General features: G+C 72.5%; 19 protein-coding genes. 13 read left to right on the forward strand and 6 right to left on the reverse strand.

Annotated elements, in window-relative coordinates; translation table 11 throughout:
* Positions 1 to 98: 98 nt before the first annotated feature.
* Complete coding sequence (gene uidA, locus ESZ52_RS01175; protein WP_131103322.1) at positions 99 to 1,883, forward strand: beta-glucuronidase; 1,785 nt, start codon at positions 99 to 101, stop codon at positions 1,881 to 1,883.
* Positions 1,884 to 1,910: 27 nt separating this feature from the next.
* Here uidA and ESZ52_RS01180 read toward each other — a convergent pair whose 3' ends face one another.
* Positions 1,911 to 3,218 (reverse strand): glucose-1-phosphate adenylyltransferase family protein, encoded by a 1,308-nt coding sequence (locus ESZ52_RS01180; protein WP_238154697.1) that lies wholly within the window; start codon positions 3,216 to 3,218, stop codon positions 1,911 to 1,913.
* A gap of 51 nt (positions 3,219 to 3,269) precedes the next feature.
* Here ESZ52_RS01180 and ESZ52_RS01185 point away from each other — a divergent pair, with 51 nt between their 5' ends.
* The gene (locus ESZ52_RS01185) at positions 3,270 to 3,923 is read left to right on the forward strand and encodes an alpha/beta fold hydrolase (RefSeq protein WP_131103323.1); all 654 of its coding nucleotides are present in this window, start codon (positions 3,270 to 3,272) and stop codon (positions 3,921 to 3,923) included.
* Positions 3,924 to 3,930: 7 nt separating this feature from the next.
* On the opposite strand, the gene ESZ52_RS01190 is transcribed toward ESZ52_RS01185, so the two are convergent.
* The 4 genes from ESZ52_RS01190 to ESZ52_RS01205 all read right to left on the reverse strand — a co-directional run bounded on the left by ESZ52_RS01190 (position 3,931) and on the right by ESZ52_RS01205 (position 6,609).
* Positions 3,931 to 4,140: a hypothetical protein gene (locus tag ESZ52_RS01190; RefSeq protein ID WP_131103324.1), complete on the reverse strand. Its 210-nt coding sequence runs from the start codon at positions 4,138 to 4,140 to the stop codon at positions 3,931 to 3,933.
* 70 nt (positions 4,141 to 4,210) lie between these two features.
* On the reverse strand, positions 4,211 to 5,248 hold the full coding sequence (locus tag ESZ52_RS01195) for an NAD-dependent epimerase/dehydratase family protein (RefSeq protein WP_131103325.1): 1,038 nt from the start codon (positions 5,246 to 5,248) through the stop codon (positions 4,211 to 4,213).
* A 55-nt stretch (positions 5,249 to 5,303) separates the two neighbouring features.
* Positions 5,304 to 6,272 (reverse strand): HAAS signaling domain-containing protein, encoded by a 969-nt coding sequence (locus tag ESZ52_RS01200; protein WP_131103326.1) that lies wholly within the window; start codon positions 6,270 to 6,272, stop codon positions 5,304 to 5,306.
* Between the two features lies 1 nt (position 6,273).
* Positions 6,274 to 6,609: a PadR family transcriptional regulator gene (locus tag ESZ52_RS01205; RefSeq protein ID WP_131103327.1), complete on the reverse strand. Its 336-nt coding sequence runs from the start codon at positions 6,607 to 6,609 to the stop codon at positions 6,274 to 6,276.
* A 97-nt stretch (positions 6,610 to 6,706) separates the two neighbouring features.
* Between ESZ52_RS01205 and ESZ52_RS19045 the strand changes: the two genes are divergently transcribed.
* Together ESZ52_RS19045 and ESZ52_RS01210 are read left to right on the forward strand one after the other, a co-directional pair.
* Entirely contained in the window at positions 6,707 to 7,216 is a 510-nt protein-coding gene (locus ESZ52_RS19045) for a YqeB family protein (protein WP_132974545.1), read from the forward strand.
* A gap of 131 nt (positions 7,217 to 7,347) precedes the next feature.
* Entirely contained in the window at positions 7,348 to 8,958 is a 1,611-nt protein-coding gene (locus tag ESZ52_RS01210; protein ID WP_186364090.1) for an HNH endonuclease, read from the forward strand.
* Positions 8,959 to 9,005: 47 nt separating this feature from the next.
* Here ESZ52_RS01210 and ESZ52_RS01215 read toward each other — a convergent pair whose 3' ends face one another.
* On the reverse strand, positions 9,006 to 10,184 hold the full coding sequence (locus tag ESZ52_RS01215) for a M24 family metallopeptidase (RefSeq protein WP_131103329.1): 1,179 nt from the start codon (positions 10,182 to 10,184) through the stop codon (positions 9,006 to 9,008).
* 314 nt (positions 10,185 to 10,498) lie between these two features.
* Here ESZ52_RS01215 and ESZ52_RS19050 point away from each other — a divergent pair, with 314 nt between their 5' ends.
* The 9 genes from ESZ52_RS19050 (at position 10,499) to ESZ52_RS01255 (ending at position 17,488) form a co-directional block, all read left to right on the forward strand.
* A complete protein-coding gene (locus ESZ52_RS19050) occupies positions 10,499 to 10,654 on the forward strand; it encodes a hypothetical protein (RefSeq protein ID WP_181009828.1) in 156 nt (51 codons plus the stop codon).
* Positions 10,655 to 10,824: 170 nt separating this feature from the next.
* Positions 10,825 to 11,739, forward strand: a complete 915-nt coding sequence (locus tag ESZ52_RS01220) for an ABC transporter ATP-binding protein (protein ID WP_131103330.1) — start codon at positions 10,825 to 10,827, stop codon at positions 11,737 to 11,739.
* Positions 11,736 to 12,581, forward strand: coding sequence for an ABC transporter permease (locus ESZ52_RS01225; protein WP_131103331.1), 846 nt, complete (start codon positions 11,736 to 11,738; stop codon positions 12,579 to 12,581). The genes ESZ52_RS01220 and ESZ52_RS01225 overlap by 4 nt, the downstream gene beginning before the upstream one ends.
* Before the next feature lie 5 nt (positions 12,582 to 12,586).
* Entirely contained in the window at positions 12,587 to 13,369 is a 783-nt protein-coding gene (locus ESZ52_RS01230) for a hypothetical protein (RefSeq protein ID WP_145968816.1), read from the forward strand.
* Between the two features lie 99 nt (positions 13,370 to 13,468).
* Entirely contained in the window at positions 13,469 to 13,672 is a 204-nt protein-coding gene (locus ESZ52_RS01235; protein ID WP_131103333.1) for a hypothetical protein, read from the forward strand.
* Entirely contained in the window at positions 13,669 to 14,628 is a 960-nt protein-coding gene (locus ESZ52_RS01240) for a TOMM precursor leader peptide-binding protein (RefSeq protein ID WP_131103334.1), read from the forward strand. Before ESZ52_RS01235 ends, ESZ52_RS01240 begins: the two co-directional genes overlap by 4 nt.
* Positions 14,625 to 16,037 carry a YcaO-like family protein gene (locus ESZ52_RS01245; protein WP_131103335.1) on the forward strand — a complete coding sequence of 471 codons (1,413 nt, stop codon included), beginning with the start codon at positions 14,625 to 14,627 and terminating at the stop codon, positions 16,035 to 16,037. Before ESZ52_RS01240 ends, ESZ52_RS01245 begins: the two co-directional genes overlap by 4 nt.
* A gap of 33 nt (positions 16,038 to 16,070) precedes the next feature.
* A complete protein-coding gene (locus ESZ52_RS01250; protein WP_131103336.1) occupies positions 16,071 to 16,904 on the forward strand; it encodes a SagB/ThcOx family dehydrogenase in 834 nt (277 codons plus the stop codon).
* Positions 16,904 to 17,488 (forward strand): CPBP family intramembrane metalloprotease, encoded by a 585-nt coding sequence (locus ESZ52_RS01255; RefSeq protein WP_131103337.1) that lies wholly within the window; start codon positions 16,904 to 16,906, stop codon positions 17,486 to 17,488. Before ESZ52_RS01250 ends, ESZ52_RS01255 begins: the two co-directional genes overlap by 1 nt.
* Positions 17,489 to 17,494: the final 6 nt, after the last annotated feature.

Here is a 17,494-nt window from a genome sequence, read left to right on the forward strand (position 1 = left end):
CCGCCTGCACACCGGCCGCTCGCGCGAGGACATGACCGCACCCGTCAGAAGGGCTACGGTGGCGAGAAGGTTCGCACCGCCCGCGAAAGGACCACCCCATGCTGCGCCCCCAGGAGACCCTCACCCGCGAGCTGAAGAGCCTGGACGGGCTCTGGCGGTTCCGGACGGATCCCGACGGCAGGGGGCGGGACGAGCGGTGGTTCGCCGCCCCGCTGGCGGACGCCCGCGACATGCCGGTGCCGTCCAGCTTCAACGAGATCGTGCCCGACCCGGCGCTGTACGACTACGTCGGTGAGGTCTGGTACCAGCGCACGGTCCGGGTCCCCCGCGGCTGGGCGGGCCAGCGGGTGGTGCTGCGCTTCGGGTCGGCCACGCACGCCGCCACCGTCTACGTCGGGGAGGTGGAGGTGGTCAGCCACGTCGGCGGCTACCTACCGTTCGAGGCCGACGTGACCGCGCACGTCACCGCCGGCGAGGAGGCCACCGTCACCGTCGTCGTCGACAACCGGCTGTCCTGGCAGACCATCCCGCCGGGCTACGTCGAGGAGACCGAGGCCGGTCCGCGGCAGCGTTACTACCACGACTTTTTCAACTACGCGGGGCTGCACCGGCCGGTGCTGCTCTACTCGACGCCGCACGTGCACGTCGCCGATGTCACGGTCACCACCGGGTGGGAGGGGTCGGCCGGCAGGTCGACCGGCACCGTCGGGTATGACGTGCAGCTCGCCGGTGGCGACGCGCAGGTCGGGGTCGAGCTGCGGGACGCGGAGGGCGAAGTGGTGGCGTCCGGCGACGGGGCGTCGGGCGAGCTGCGGGTCGAGGACGTTCACCTGTGGCAGCCGGGGGAGGGGTACCTCTACGACCTGGTGATCACGGCGACGACCGGCGAGGAGCAGGACGTCTACGTGCAGAAGGTGGGGGTCCGCACGGTGGAGATCCGGGGCACGCAGTTCCTCATCAACGGAGAGCCCTTCTACTTCAAGGGCTTCGGGATGCACGAGGACCACCTGGTGCGCGGCAAGGGCTACGACGACGTGTCGATGGTCCACGACTTCGAGCTGCTGAGGTGGATCGGGGCCAACTCCTTCCGCACCTCGCACTACCCCTACAGCGAGGAGATCATGGACTACGCCGACGCCCACGGCGTGGTGGTGATCGACGAGACCCCGGCCGTGGGCCAGAACCTCGGCGTGTCGGGCGGGATCATGGGCGGTGCCTCGCGGACGACGTTCTCGGAGGAGACGATCAACGACGAGTCGCAGGAGGCGCACGCCCGGGAGATCCGCGACCTGATCGCGCGGGACAAGAACCGTCCCTCGGTGGTCATCTGGTCGATCGCCAACGAGCCCGAGTCGCACACCGAGGAGTCGGAGCGCTACTTCGAGCCGCTCTTCCAGGTCGCGCGCGAGGCCGACCCGACCCGGCCCGTGGGTTTCGTCAACGTCATGCTCGCACCGGCCGGGGAGTGCCGGGTCACCCAGTTCGCCGACCTGGTGATGATCAACCGCTACTACGGCTGGTACGTCCTCCCCGGCGAGCTCGAGGTCGCCCGCAACCGGCTGGACGAGGAGCTGGCCCTGTGGGCCGAGGACGGCAAGCCGATCATCATCACCGAGTACGGCGGTGACACCGTGGCCGGCCTGCACGCGCTCACGCCCTCGCTGTGGACCGAGGAGTACCAGGTCGACCTCGTCAACATGACCCACGAGGCGTTCGACGCCTGCGAGGCCGTCGTGGGCGAGCACATGTGGAACTTCGCTGACTTCCAGACGGTCGCCGGCTTCGCTCGCGCCGACGGCAACAAGAAGGGTGCCTTCACCCGGGGTCGCCGACCGAAGGCGGTCGCCCATCTGCTCCGCAAGCGGTGGCGGGAAGAGGGCTGAGGCGACGCGGGCACGAGCGCGGCGGCGCTAGGCCGTGGTGCCCGGCTCCAGCCGGGCACCGGCGTCGATCGTGACACCTCGTCCGACCCGGCTGTCCCGACCGACCAGGGTGATCGCCTCGTCGGTCAGCCGCGTCCCGGCGGGGGCGCCACCGATCGTCGCGTCCCGTCCGACGACGCTGCCCCGGTCCACCACGGCGGTGTGCACCCGGGCCCCGGCCTCCACGTGCACGCCGCTGAGCAGGACGCTGTCCTCCACCACGGCGCCGGCGTCGACCCGCACGCCCGGGCCGAGAACCGACCGCACGACCCGACCGCGGACGTCGGCGCCGGGCCCCAGCATCGAGTCCTCCACCTCGGCGCCGGCGCGGACCCGCGCGGGCGGCCCGACGGGCGTCGGGCCCAGCACCGGCCGGTCCGGCCGGTCGAAGACGTCGACCCGCCCGGCGAGCAGGTCCCGGTGCGCCTGCAGGTAGGCCTGCGGCCGGCCGACGTCCTTCCAGTAGCCGGTGATCGGCTCTGCCCACACCTTGCCCCGTTCGACCAGGGCGGGCACGAGCAGGCTGCCGAAGTCACCGAGACCGGTGTCCTCGGCATCCGCCTCGCCGGCGGCAGGCACGCCCTCGCCGGTGCTGCCGGACAGCTCGCGGTGCAGCCGCTCCAGCTCTGTCAGCAGCACACCGGGGTCGTAGAGGAAGATCTCCGTCGCGACCGTCCCGATCGAGGTCTCGCCGGGCTTGTCCTGGACCTTCCGCACCCGACCGTCCGGGTCCGCGTGCACGACCATGTTGTGCGCGGCCTCCTGGACCCCCACCTCCGCGGTGACCAGGGTGCACTCGGCGCCGCGCTCGAGGTGCCGGGCGATGACGGGCTGCAGGTCGAGGTTGAAGACGTGGTCGGAGGAGAGCACGAGGAGCACGTCGGGGTCGAAGACGCGGACGTCGTCGCGCAGGCGGAAGAGGTTGTCGGCGTTGCCGTGGCTGAACCCCTCGGCGTGCGCGGAGCCTGATCCCTGCTCGGGCGTGATCCGGCGGAAGCCGCCGCGGGTCCGGTCCAGGTCCCAGGGACGACCGCCCGCGAGGTAGGCGTCCAGGGAGCTCGACTGGTACTGCACGCTGACCCACACGTCGACGATGCCCGAGGCGGCCAGCGAGGAGAGCGGAAAGTCGACGAGGGCGTGCGTGGCGGCGAACGGCAGGGCGGGCTTGGCGCGCTCGCGGGTGAGCACGTCCAGACGGCTCCCCTGACCGCCGGCCTGGATGATCGCCAGCGGTCGCAGACCCGTCGGCAGGAAGGTGCGCGTGCCGGTCGGCGTAGGGGTGGGCGCGGGTGTCACGGATCGACGCTACTCCTCGGGGCGGCGCTCTGCGAGGGCTAGGCTGATGCGGTGACCGACGCCGCACCCGCCACCCCGCTCGTCCTCCTGCACGGTGTCGGCCAGGCACCGATGGCGTGGGAGGACGTCGTGGTCCAGCTCTACGGCAGCCGCCGTCTGCTCACCCCCTGGGTGCCGGGGTTGCGGCCGACGGAGAAGCAGGTGCTGCCGCTGTCCGACGGCGCGGCCGCGCTGGACCAGCAGCTCATGCTGGAGGGTATGCAGCAGGTCGACCTGTGCGGGCTGTCCTACGGGGCGATGGTGGCCACCCGGGTGGCAGCGGACTTCCCCGAGCGGGTCCGGCGGCTGGTGCTCATCGCCGGGCAGGTCCGCCCGCCGCGCATGCTCATGCGGGCGCAGACGACTGCGCTGAAGCTGGTGCCGGCGTCGCGGTTCGCGGACTCGGGAGTCTCCAAGGAACGGCTCCTGCAGGCGCTCGACGCGGCCCGTGCCACCGACCTGTCCGACGCACTGCCGCGGATCGAGGCCAGGACGCTGGTGCTGGTCGGCGCCAGGGACAAGGCCAACCAGCCCGCGGCCCGAGCCCTGGCCGAGGGCATCCCGCAGGCCCGCCTGCGCATCGTGCAGGGCGCCGGTCACGCGCTCAACGAGGATGCACCCGGTGAGCTGGTGCAGATCCTGCGGGACTTCCTCGACGTGCCCTGAGCGCTGCTCAGTTCGAGTCGTCCACCTTGAGGGCCGGGTGCACGTGGTCCGGGGTGTCCGGGTTCTCGTGCTCGTGGCCGGGCGCCTGCTCGTCGGGCTCCTCGCCCAACGCCGGCGAGTCGTTCGGGTCGTCCTGACCGTCCAGCGGCAGGTGGTCGGTCTCGCTGAGCTCGCCCAGGCCGCTGCGGTTCAGCTGGTTCTCGACAGGACGGGACATGGGTTCCTCCTTGGTCGTCGGGACTCCTCCATCCTCACAAAGCCCGGTGCCGGCCGCAGGCCGAGCAGGCTCACGCCTCCCGCAGCACCCGTGCCTCGTCCGCGTCGTCGAGACCGCAGCGGCGAGGATCCTGCCGAGCCTCCTCGAAGGGCAGCACGTCGCGGAAGGTCTCGACCAACGGCCGGGTCACCAGCCCCGACCCCACAGCCCGGCGCGTGTCCAGCGTGCCGAACCCGCGCAGCGCGGGGTCGTCGATCCACAGCGGTAGGGAGGCCGGTCCCATCCAGCCCGAGACACCGAGCTCGGCCAGCCGGGCCGGCGGGATCGGCCGAGGACGGGCGCGACTGCCGGCCGCCTCGGCGGCGGCAGCGAGAGCCTGACCCAGCGGCACGGTCGGCCCGGTGACGTTGTAGGCGCCGTCCAGCTTTTCCGTCGCTGCCCTCACCAGCCAGCCCGCCAGGTCCCGGACGTCGATGAGCGCGGTCGGGTAGTCGGGGTCGTCGGGGACCACCACCTCGGGCAGGGCGCCCTCCGCGCGCTGCCCAGCTTCCCCATACTCGTGGTGGTGCATGGGGTGCATGGGGTGCCCGGGGTGCACGGGGTGCGCGAACCGCCAGGGCCAGTAGCCGCTGCGGCCCGACACGTCGCCCGGCCCGCCGATCAGCCCCGCCCGGGCGATCGTCGCCGTCCTCCCGCTCTGCCGGTAGGCCTCCTCGCAGGCGACCTTGGCCGGGCCGTACTCCTCCATGGCGCTCATCCGTTCACCGGTGAACGGCTCCAGCAAGGGAGCCGACTCGTCCAGGCCTGCCCCCGGCTCGTAGACGTTGGCGGTCGAGACGAACACCCAGTGGTCGGTCTCCAGGTCCCGCACGGCCCGGTGCACGTGGACCGGGTGCAGGGTGACGTCGACGACGGCGTCCCAACGGTGGCCGGCCACGGCGTGCAGGCCGTCGTCCTCGTCCCGGTCGCCGGCGACGAACATCACGCCCTCGGGCGGAGGGGCCGAGCCACGGGCGAGGCAGGTGACGTCATACCCGGCCGTCACCGCCTGCCGGGCCACCTCCCGGCCGAGGAAGGCCGTGCCGCCCAGGACGAGGATGCGTGTCATCTCCGTACTGTGGCACGAAGGGTGGCCCCGCGGGAGGGTCGCGCCCGGGAGGAGCTCACGACGACCGCGCGGCCTTGCGGAAGCTGTCCACCCACTCCCAGACCAGGATGGCTGCCAGGGCCCCGACGGTCGCGGCCAGGGTGACCGTCTCGTTGATCACCAGCGGCTCCTCACTGATCCAGCCGAGCGGCAAGGTCTCCCAGGCGAAGAGGTCGTTGCGGAAGGCGAGCCAGACGATCGGCAGGAGGAAGACCAGGCCGCCGACGAGGTTGGCCACGGCGCTGGGCCAGGTCCAGCGGCTGCGGGCCAGGACGAAGATGCTGGCGAGGAGGGAGAGCGCGATCCCGGCGGCGAGCACCCAGCGCAGGGAGTATGCCGTGTCGGTGAAGATCTGTCCCCACTCGACGTCCTCCACGCGACCGCCGAGCCGGACCGGCAGAGCCAGCAGCACCAGCACCAGAGCATTGCCCAGGACCGACCAGATCGCCTCGGATCGGGAGACGTGCCGTCCCCGGGGCTCTGGCAGGTCCGCCGGGTCCCACTCGTCGTGCGCCACGCCGGGAAGGCCGCCCAGGTCGTCCTGCCCTGCGCCGGAGCGCTCGGCGATGGCGAACCCGAGGGTGGTCCAGAAGGCGACCGATATCGCCGCCCAGAAGGCACCGCTGATCGCCCCCACGATGATCCTGACGGCGGTCTGGTCCTCGAGCACGCCGACCACCAGCGTGATGACGACGACGAGGGCGGGGACGAAGGCCAGCAGCATCTTGAGTGTCCACACCCAGCCGGGGTAGAGGCGGGGCCCGATGAGCGAGCGACCCTCGCCCCGGTAGCTGTCGGCCAGCGCGGTCGGGTGGCCGAGGTCGATCAGCACCTGCCGCTCGGTCCGGACGGGGTCGGTGTCCGGCGGTGCGGCAGCGACGGTGTCCTCGATGGTCGCGCGCAGCTCACGGGCGATGTCGTCGCGCTGCCCCTCGGGCAGCTGGGCGGTGACGGCGTGCACGTATCGGTCGGTCAGGGTGGTCATGTCAGCCCCTCGTGGTGAGTGTGGTCAGTGCGGTGTCCAGAGCGGCCCACTCGCGGGTCAGCGCCTCCAGGGCGCGGTGACCGAGCGCGGTGAGCGTGTAGAACTTGCGCGGCCGGCTCTCCTCGGTGTTCCACTCGCTGGTGAGCAGGCCCTGTTTCTCGAGCCTGCGCAGCAGGGGGTAGAGGGTGTTGCCCTCCACGTCGATCCCTGCCGTGGCCAGATGCTCCAGCAGGGCGTATCCGTAGCGCGGCTCCCGCAGGCTGGCCAGCGCGGCCAGCACGACGGTGCCTCGGCGCAACTCGAGGCTGTGCGTGGCCAGAGCCTCTTCAGCGGTCATGGTGCGAGCATACTGTGTGACGCACACTATTGTCTATCACACGTCATTGTGGGGCTGTGTAACGCTAGGGGGCCGGCGCGGTCTATCGTGGGCGCCCATGACGGACCGCGAAGCTGACGGTGCTCTCCCTGCCCGGACCGTCGGGGGCTTCGACCAGACCGGGCGCACCTGGGTCCTGGTCCTGTTCGCTCTCGGTGGCGCCGGCATCGGTGCGGTCATCCCGCTCCTTTCCGGGTGGGCGGCGCAGCTGGCCTGGGTGCCCTTCGAGGGCCCGTTGCGGCTGCTCGGCTCCTTCGACCAGCAGTGGTTGGTATGGGGTCGCCCGGCTCTCGGGCTCCTGCTCGGCCTGGCGTTCGCCACCTGGGTGATCCACGACTCCCCAGTGCTGGCGATCGACGGCAAGCACGTCACGGTGCGCCGGCGGGGCGAGGTCCAGCGGGTCATCGCCCGGGACACGGTGGCGGCCGTCTACCCCAAGGGCGCCAAGATCATCGTCGAGACCGAGGCTGGGCGGGTGCTCTTCGGGGAGGACGTCGAGGGGGACAAGGCGGCGGTGCGGGAGGCCTTCATCGAGCACGGGTATCCGTGGGAGGGGCCACGGGAGTAGGCCGACGGACTCTCCGGCTGAACGTCAAGAAAATGGCCCCGAACATGTGTTGCATCCGGGTTCGTGCTCCGTTAGGATGTGTGTACGAGCACCAGGGTAGGTGCTCCGACGGGCACCGGGGGGTGTTGCAGGTGAGTTCATGGGCCGAGGAGATCGCGTCCTGGCGGGAGTCGCTGTCTGGTGCCAGCGTGGAGGGTCTGTGTGATGAGGACCGGTTGGCTGTGCTGCGGGAGCTGGAGCTGCTCACCCGGGCTGCGGCCGGGGTCGGTGCTGGTCTGCAGGTCGCGTTCTACACCTCGCAGGTCGCTGCGCAGATCGCTGACGGCATCGCCCCCTCACGCGCCGGGAAAGCGGTGCCGGATGACCTGGCCCAGGCCCGGCTGACCTCTCCCTACTGGGGGTCACGGGAGCTGACCAGCGCCAAGGCCCTGGTGCAGGAGATGCCGCGCACGCTGGGTGCGTTGCGTACCGGGGTGATCACCGCGCTGCAGGCCCGGGTCATCACCGAGGCCACCACCTGCGTCGACGTGGCCGACCGTGCCGAGATCGATGAGCGGCTGGCGCCCCAGCTGGCCGGGGCGTCCACGCGCGAGATCGGGGCCCTGGCGCGCGCGCTGGTGTATGAGGTGGACCCGGCCGGTTTCGTGGCCCGCGCCCGCAAGGCGGCCGCGGACCGCGGGGTCTCGATCCGTCCCTGCCCGGACGTCATGGCCCTGCTCAGCGCTCGCCTGCCCGCACCGCAGGCCATCGCCTGCTACCAGTCACTGCGCACCACAGCCGAGGCCATGAAGACCTCCGGCGACCCTCGCACCCTGAGCCAGCTGATGGCCGACGTGCTCTTCGAACGCCTCACCGGCCGCACCGTCGTCGACGGCATCGACGTCGAGGTCGGCCTGGTCATCACCGACGAAGCCCTCTTCGCCGGCACCTCCGACACGGCCCTCCTGCTCGGCTACGGACCGATCCCGGCCCAGACCGCCCGGGACCTGCTGAACCCCACCACCGACACCAACGCCAACGACGACCAGGCTGCCCCCACCGACGCCGCCGAGGACGACGAGGCAGCCCCCAGCGATGCCGCAGAGGACGACGACGCTGCCCCCAGCGGTGCCACCGAGGACGAGCAACCTGCCGTCCGTGCCGGCTACTGCCCCGAGGGTCCCCGGTGCACCAGCTTCTCCTGCACCTTGACCCACGGCCACCCGGCCGCCAGCGGGCTCCCCGCACCCCCCGACCTCGGCTCACTGACCCACGAGGCGCGGCACGCTGAACCAGCCGACACGACCGTCGCCAGCCCGCACGAACCTCGACCTCCCGCCTCGGGGGAGGAGTCTGCCCACCGGGCCCCGCCAGCCGGGCTGCCATCGGCGGCCGGACACGCGGCGACCGTGTGGGTACGACGGCTGTACACAGACCCCGTGACCGGTGTCCTCACCGACCGCGACAGCCGCAAGCGACTCTTCACCGGCTCCCTGCGCGCCTTCCTCATCTCCCGCGACCAGACCTGCCGCAACACCTGGTGCGGTGCGCCCGTGCGGCACATCGACCACGCCCAGCGCCACGCCGACCACGGCCCCACCGACGCAGACAACGGCCGCGGCCTCTGCGCTCGTTGCAACCTCGCCCGAGAACGCCCCCGACAGCTCGACACCCCACCGGCGACCTACCGCCCCCCACCCCCGATGCTCCCCTGCCTACCCCGGCCCGAGCACAGCAGCGGACCTCCAGGTCGAGCGGCATGACCTCACCCACCGGACACGGCTGGACCAGCCCGCTGGACGGGTAGCGCTCACCGCTGGATGAGCTCCCTCGGGAAGTGGGTGAAGATCTCCACGCCGTCGTCCATGACGCGGACGGCCTCCGACACCACGTAGCCGTAACCGGTCATCCACATGCCGCAGATGATGTGGAAGGTCATGTTGGTCTCGAGCAGGGTCGTGTCCTCGCTGCGGATGCTCACCGTCCGCTCGCCCCAGTCCGGGGGGTAGCCGATGCCGATGGAGTAGCCCAGCCGCGAGGGTTTGGTCAGCCCGTGCTCGGCGAGGGCGAAGTTCCACACCTCGGCCAGCCGCGCGACCGGCACCCCCGCCCGCGTGCTGTCGAGCACCTGCTGCAGGCCGCTCGCCACCGCCTCCTCCACCCGCAGCAGCTCTGCCGTGGGCCGTCCGAGCATCACCGTCCGGGCCGACGGCACGTGGTAGCGGCGGTGTGCCCCGGCCAGCTCGACGACCACTGCCTCGTCGCGCTGGAGCGGGCGGTCGGTCCAGGTCAGGTGGGGGGTGTCGGAGGACTGCCCGGTCGGCAGCAGCGGCACGATGGCCGGGAAGTCCCCCCAGGCGTCCCCGTCGCCCAGCGTCTGGGCGCGCTGGATCTCGGCCGCCACGACATGCTGGGGCACGCCGACCCCGATGGTCCCCAGCGCGGCCTCCATGGCCTTCGTCGTCACCCGCGCCGCCAGCCGCATGAGCTGGATCTCGACGTCCGACTTGACCAGCCGGACCCAGTTGACCAGCTCGAAGCAGTCGACGAAGGTCCACTCCGGCACCGCGTTGACCAGGGCCCGGTAGGCCTTGGGGGAGAAGAAGTGGGAGTCCATCTCCAACCCGATCACCCCGCGCGTCCGACCCACGAGGTGCCGCTTGCGCAGGTTGATGGCGACCCAGTCGAAGGGGTGGAAGTGCGGCCGGTGGATGTGGTTCTCCGGGTAGCCGACGATCTGCTCCTGGGGCAGCCAGCAGGTGCGGTGCGCGCCGCCGGCGTCCATGTGCCGGGTGTAGAGCACCAGCTCACCCTCGGCCGGGACGAAGAGCAGCTGCGGGGTGTAGAACGACCACGCGTGGTAGCCGGTGAGGTAGTAGATGTTCGCCGGGTCGGTGACCAGCAGGGCGGCCAGCCCCTGGTCGGACATCCGTGCTCGCACCCTCGCCAGCCGGGCGTCATACTCCCCGCGCGTGATCTCCACGCTCATCGAAGTCCTCCTGACCGACGGACGGGCCTGATCATGCATTCCTCCAGCTCCCACTGCGCGGTCGACGGTGACGGGGTGGGCTGCTGCGGCAGCGGCTCAGGCGCGGGCATGCCCGATCCTAGGGCCCGGGGCCTGCGTCCGTGACACGGGTGTCACCCGATCGGCGGACACGGCGCCATCCGATCGGCGAGAGTCGTCCCGCACCTGTTGCCGAGCCGCTGCGCGAGGCCGAACACTGGTGTGCGCACCCGCTTCTCGCGGGAACCTGCACTCGATCACCATCACCCACCGGATCAGAAAGGAAGATGACTGCCATGACCCTCCCCCTCACGCCGGATGCACTGCGAGGCGCCGTCGACAGCGCGATGGTCCAGACCTTCGGCGAGACGGCCGTGCTGTTCGAGCCGACCGCCGCTCGCTGTTCGTCGTCCTCCTCGACCTGCTGCGTCCTCTGCGTCAAGGTGTCCTGACGCCAGGCCGCCCCTGAGGGCCCGGAGCTCCGCGCTGCTGCGGGGCCCCGGGCCCTCCGTCGTCCGGCCACTCCTGGGTGGGGCCAACGGCCTTGTCCTCCGAACGGATGACAGCCCGACGAGCCGAGTGGGCGTCGCGGGCGGCGGCCCCGGGCAGCCACAGTGGCGCCATGGACACCACATACCTCAGCCACGCGATCGATGTGCAGGACGTCGTCGTCCGCTACGGCGACGTGACGGCTCTGGACGGCGTCGACCTCCAGGTCGAGCCGGGCCAGGTGACGGCCCTGCTGGGCCCCAACGGGGCCGGCAAGACCACCTTGGTCGACTGCCTGGAGGGCTTCCGCCGACCGACCTCGGGCACGGTGCGCGTCCTGGGCACCGACCCGTGGCGCGCCGGCACCCGTTGGCGCGACCGCATCGGCGTCGTCCTGCAGGACACCAGGATGGACGCCGACCTCACCGTCGCGGAGTTCGTCGCGATGACCCGCGGGTGGTATGCCGACCCGCTCGGGGCCGACGAGATCCTCTCCGCCGTGGGGCTCACCGGGCTGGCCGACCGCCGGGTGCACAAGCTCTCCGGCGGCGAACGGCGCCGCCTCGACCTGGGGCTGGCGCTGGCCGGACGGCCGGACCTGCTCTTCCTCGACGAGCCCACCACAGGGCTGGACCCCAACGCCCGGCGCGAGCTGTGGGACCTGCTCTCCGGCCTGCGCAGCCAGGGGCACACCATCCTGCTGACCAGCCACGACATGCACGAGGTCGAGGCGCTCGCCGACCGGGTCGCCGTGCTCATCGACGGACGGATCCGCGCGGAGGGCACGGTCGCACAGCTGCGCGAGCAGTCGGAGCTGCCCTCGACCGTGTCCTTCGTCAGCAGCGCCGACCCCACGCGCATCGCCCCGCTGGGAGCCGAGCGTGACGAGCGCACCGGGCGCTGGCAGCTCCGCACGGACGACACCACCGACGCGCTGCGGCGGATCACCGCCGCACTGGGCGAGGACGTGATGGACGTCCAGCTCCGTACCCCCACCTTCGAGGACGTCTACCTCACCCTGCTCGGCCGAAAGGAGGCCCACTCATGATGACCGCCAGCTCCGTCCACAACGACACCGCACCGCTCATGACCACCCCCGCCACCCCTGCCGACGGCCAGACCTCGTCCCGCCGCCCATCCCCGCCGGGTGCGCTCGGCAGCGCCGTGCGGCAGCTGCGCTGGGACTGGCTGCAGCAGGTGCGCAACCCGTCTGCGGTCTTCTTCACGCTGGCGCTGCCGGTGCTCTTCCTGCTCGCGTTCGCGGTCACCAGCACCGACACCGAGGCCGCCGCGGGGTACTACGTCCCGACGATGATGGGGTTGGCCGCGGCCTCGGGCACGCTGACCAACCTCGCGGTCACGCTGACCTACCTGCGCGAGTACGGCCAGCTCAAGCGCATCCTGGTCACGCCGCTGCCGCGCAGCTCCTTCCTCGCCGGCCGGATCGCGGCCGCGGGCATCGTCTCCCTGCTGACCTGTGCCGTGCTCGGCCTCGTCGGGGCAGTCGCGTATGACGTCGTGCCCGAGCAGGTGTGGGCACTGCTGCTCGCCCTGGTCCTGATCATCGCGGCCGGCAGTGCGATCGGGGTGCTCACCACGACGATCATCCGCAGCGAGACCGCCGCGGCGCCCGTCGCCAACGCCATCGGCCTTCCGGTCATGCTGGCCTCCGGAGTCTTCTTCCCGCTCTCCACCGCCCCCGACTGGTTCACGCGGGTCGCCGAGCTCCTCCCGTTCACCCGGTCCGTCGAGCTGGCGGTGGCCGCGTACGACGGGACCGTCACCAGCGAGCTCGTGCTGCAGGCGCTGCTCACCGGCGGCCTGTGGACCCTCGGGGCGATCCTGCTGGCCGTCCGGTTCTTCAGCTGGGCGCCACGCAAGAGGCGGTGACGGCGATGCCCGTGTCGATGCCATCGGCCACCCCCGCCCTTGCCGCGAACAGCCTGACCGTCCGCTCCCAGCGAGAGAGCATCCTCCGCGCCGCTCGGCAGGCCCACGGCACCGAGACCGCTGACCTCCCCGAGGGCGCCGTGCTCGCTGACCTGTGGAGCACCGACGAGTCCTGGCGCGACCACCTCCGTCAGGCCCTCGCGACCGGAGGGCCGGTGGTGCTCCTGTCCAGCCTGGGGATCGACGGTCCCGGGCGCCACGCCGCCTATGCGCAGGTCCTCGCGGACCGCGAGCGGTACGCGCGCCAGGCGGCCCCGGACGCGGTGGTGCTGCGGCTGGCGCCGGTCGTCGAGGACCTGGCCGTCTACGAGGACGCGCTGCGTGCGGGGCTGCCCATCCACCACGCGTACCCGGCGGAGCCGGTCGCCTGGCTCGCGGCGCGTGACGCCGTCGCCGTGGCCGCGGCGGCCCTGCGCACCGGCCGCACCGCCGCGGTGCTCGACGTGGCCGGCGGTCAGGAGGTCACCGTGACCAGGCTCCTGCAGGAGTACGCGCGCCAGCTCGGCGCAACCTCTCCAGGACTCGTCCCCGTCCCGCCCGAGCAGCTGCTGGCCCGGCTCCAGCAGGTCTTCGGGGCGGCCAGTGCCGCCGCCGTCGTCGGCCACCAGCAGTGGGTGGGCTCCCTCGCCGGACGCACCGGCCGTGGCGCCGAGACGGTGCGACGGGCGCTGGGGCGAGAGCCCACCGACTGGGCCACGGCGGTGGCCGACCTCGCGATGCTCCGCTGACCCACCCACGGCGCGCCCTGACCGCACCACGCGACGCCCTGACCGACACCACAGGGGCGCCCTGACCGACACGACACAGAGCGACGGAAGGAATCGACCATGTCACCCTCGCGCAACGATCTCGTCCTCGCGCCGATCCTGCTGGCCCTGGGCCTCAGCGTCTTCGGCGGCCTGGTGGTCTGGCTGATCACCCAGTCGACCGGCCACGCGCTGACCTCCGCGGCCATCGGCCTCGTCATCGGCGCAGCCATCTACCTGCTCTCCGTCGGCAGCGCCCGCAAGAACGAAAGGCAGCTTCCATGACCTCCCCCACGCTCGCCCCGCGCACCCGGTTGCTCCGGTCCGGCGACACCTTGCTGGTCGCCAAGGACTCCGAGGTCCGCACCATCTCAGGCGCCCCTGCGGTCGACCTCGTCGAGACCCTGGTCCGCTCCGCCCGCGGCCCCCGGCTACCGGTCCCCGCCGATGCCGGCCCGGAGTGGCACGCCTTCGTCGCGCTGCTCACCGAGGCTGGGCTGGTGACGACCGACCCGGCCGTGGCACGGGCCAGCGGGCAGGCCCGCCTGCTCTGGGACCGCTGCGGGCAGGCGCTACCCATCCAGAACATCGACCGGGCGCTGCGCGGGTCGACGATCCCCGTGGTGGGCAGCGGCACGGTGGCGGACCGCATCCGCCAGATCGTCGAGGAGGCCGGGCCGCGGGTCGTGGCGGACCGGGAGGCCGGCAGGTGCGGCGCCGACATCCCTGGCGCGGCCGCGGTCACCGTGGTCGTCGGGGAGTCGCTCACCGACCCGGTCCTGCTGGACCACAACGAGTGGGCGCTGGAGCACCGTGCGCCGTGGCTGGCCGTCGTCCCGGACGACGCCGGGCGCTCGGTCGTCGGGCCGTATGTCGTGCCCGGCTCCTCGGCCTGCTTCCGCTGCTACCTGCTCCGAAGGAACGCCAACTTCCCGGACCGGCGCATCATCGGCGAGCTGAGCACCGCCGAGCCGGTGCCCACGAGCACCCCTCGGGTCGAGCTGCTGGGTATGGGGTGGTTCACCGCCGCCCTCGCGGCGGAGAAGGTGCTGGAACGGGTGGCGCTCGGCGACCACTCCTCGATGAGCGCTCCCGGCTCCCTGGCCAGCATCGAGCCCGCCCGACCCGGCGTCGACGTCTCCGAGCACCGGGTGCTGCGGGTACCGCGCTGCCCGGCCTGCTCGCCGACGGCCGGGCGCGGCCTGCCCCAGGTGTGGTTCCACGGTGGTGAGCGGCCGTGACGGCGACGATCACGGGCGCATCGACCACCGGCCTGATGACCGCGCCGCCCACCCGCGCCATACCCACCCTGTGCACCGACACCCCCTGGACCGACCCCGCGGTCGGCTGGGACCGGCTGGCCACCTTCGCCTCCCCGCTGGTCGGGGTCGCGCACCGGCTCTTCGAACAGCTCCACGACGTGGACGACATCCGGATGGCCGGCGTGGGTGCGCAGGCGTGCGAGTCGACCTGGCTGCTCGGCGCCCCCTGCAACGAGCTCAACGGCGGCGGCGCCGGCGACCCACGCCAGGCACGGGCCGCCGCGATCGGCGAGACGGTCGAGCGCTACAGCGGCGCCTACGTCGACCCGCTGACCTTGACCCCCGCCACGCCTGCCGAGCTCGCGGCCCAGGGTGTCGACCACGTCCGGCCCGACGAGCTGACGCTCCTGGCGCCCGAGCAGCTCGCCGACCCGGAGTGCCCGTTCTCCCCGTTCACCGACCGCACCCGGCTGCAGTGGGTGACCGGCACCGACCTGGTCGGTGGCCACCCGGTCGCCGTGCCCGCCCAGCTCGTCCACCTGATCGGCCGCGCACTGGGTGACACCCCGATCGGTTATGCCACCAGCAACGGTATGGCGTGCGCCTGCACCTGGGAGGAGGCCGTCCTGTCGGGCCTGCTGGAGGTCGTCGAGCGCGACGCCTTCATGGCCACCTGGTACGGCCGGCTGTCGTTGCCCCGCGTCGACGTCTCGTCCTCCCCCGAGCTGCGCCGGTTCTTCGCCGACCACGTCGACCCAGCGGGCCTCGACGTGACGCTGGTCGACATGTCGGTGCTGGTGGACGTGCCGGCCGTGCTGGCGGTGGTCCGCAACGACGGCAGCGGCGTCGCCCCCCTCGCGCTCGGCGCCGCGGCCTCCGCCGACCCGGCCACCGCGGTCCGCAAGGCAGTCATCGAGGCCTTCCAGACGCGCACCTGGGCCAAGGCCGAGCAACGGGAGGGTGCGGTCATCGACCCGGCGGAGGGCCTGGACCAGGTCCACGACTTCGACGACCACGTGCGGCTCTCGCTGCACCCCGCGACCATCGAGGCGGCCTCGTTCCTGGACGCCTTACCGGTCACGGTGCCGCTCTCGGCGCTCCCGGCCGTCGACGGCGACACCCCCGGTCGGATCGTGCGCAACGTCATGGCGCGACTCACCCCGCAGGGCGTGCGGGCCGTGGCCTGCGACGTGACCAGCCCCGACGTCGCCGAGGGCGGCCTCGTCGTGGCGAAGGTCTTCTCCCCGCAGCTCAGCCCGCTCGACAGCGGCTACCGCACCCGGCTGCTCGGCAGCCGCCGGCTGCGGGAGCGGGCCTTCGAGGTCGGGGTCCTGGACCGCCCGCTCGACTTCAGCGACCTCAACCCGTGGCCGCACCCCTTCCCGTGAGGCCACGTCCCACCCCCTGGAGGTAAGAACGAGATGATCACCGACTCCATCCACGGCGCCAACCTGGTCGACATCGTCTACGGCGAGGTGCCGGCGCCAGGTGACGTCGCCGAGGACTTCGTCGAGGCGACCAAGATCCACCGGGACGCCATGGGCTGGGACGCGCCCGGAGTACGCATCCTGGAGACCACGCCCGAGATGCACCCGGTCGTCGCCCGCGCCGGCCAGCGCCACCTGTCCCGGGACGCCGTCGAGCTGCCCGAGCCAGAGCCCGTCGCCGCCGCCTTCAGTGACGTCTTGCGGCGACGGGTCAGCGCGGAGCACTTCTCGGCCGAGCCGCTGACCTTGGCGGAGCTGTCGACGCTGCTGCGCCACGCCTGGGAGCCGCAGCCCGGTACCGGCCCGGCCCACGGCGGGCCGCCACGCCGTCCCTCTCCGTCCGCCGGGGCGCTGAACCCGCTCGAGCTGTGGGTGGTGGTCCGGGACGTGCGGGGCCTGGCGCCGGGGCTGTACCACGTCGAGATGCCCAGCTCCGGCACGGCGCTGCTGACCCGGGTCCGGGACGCGGACGTGCCGGCGCTGGCCCGCGCCGCCCTGCAGGAGGAGATGGTCCTGGCTGCGCCGGCGACCCTCGTGGTGGCGATGATGCCGTGGCGGTCGCGGTTCAAGTACGGTCCACGGGCGGTCCGGTTCGCCCTCATGGAGGCGGGCCACACCTGCCAGACGCTGCTGCTGACCTGCGCGGCCATGGGGCTGGCGGCCCGGCCGCTGGGCGGCTTCTGCGACGACGAGGTCAATGAGCTGCTGGGCTTCTGCGGCGTGGACCAGGTGCCGCTGTACCTGGTGCCGGTCGGGCGTCCGGGCTGATGAGCCCGGCCCGTCCGGCCCGGGTCGGCGCCTCCGCGCCCCCGGTGGCGCTGGTCCACGGGCTGGTTCCCTGGGCGATCGCTGCGGGGGCGCGGGGTCGTGGGCCCGCGGCCTGGGTCGAGACCTGCACCCGCCACCCGCAGCGGACGTATGACGTGGCGACCCTCCTGCTGGCCGCGCTCGCCGCGGCGCGCGGCCACCGAGGAGGGACCCTGGCCGCCGTCGCGACGGGGATCTGGCTGGGCGCTCCCAGGCCAGCCTCAGCCCCCGCGCTGACCTGCTCCGTGGCAACGGCCGAAGAGGTGATCTGGCGCGGCGTGCGGACGCCGGCGTGGTCGGTGGTGATGTTCGCCCTGCTGCACGCGCCGGCGCATCCCCGTCGCTGGCCCTACCACCTGCTCACCGGGGCTGTGCTGCACGGCGTCGCCAGCCACCTGGGGGTGACGGCGGCAGCCCTGCTGCACGCCGTCCACAACCTGGCCGTGGAACGCCGCGCCGCGCTGGCGACACGGGCGGCTCGCGAGTCGACAGCAGGAGCCGGGACCGGTGCGGCACCCGCCCTCGACCCGGCGGTCGACTGGTGACCGGGC

The sequence above is a fragment of the Ornithinimicrobium sufpigmenti genome (assembly GCF_004322775.1).
Taxonomy (GTDB): Bacteria; Actinomycetota; Actinomycetes; order Actinomycetales; family Dermatophilaceae; genus Ornithinicoccus; species Ornithinicoccus sufpigmenti.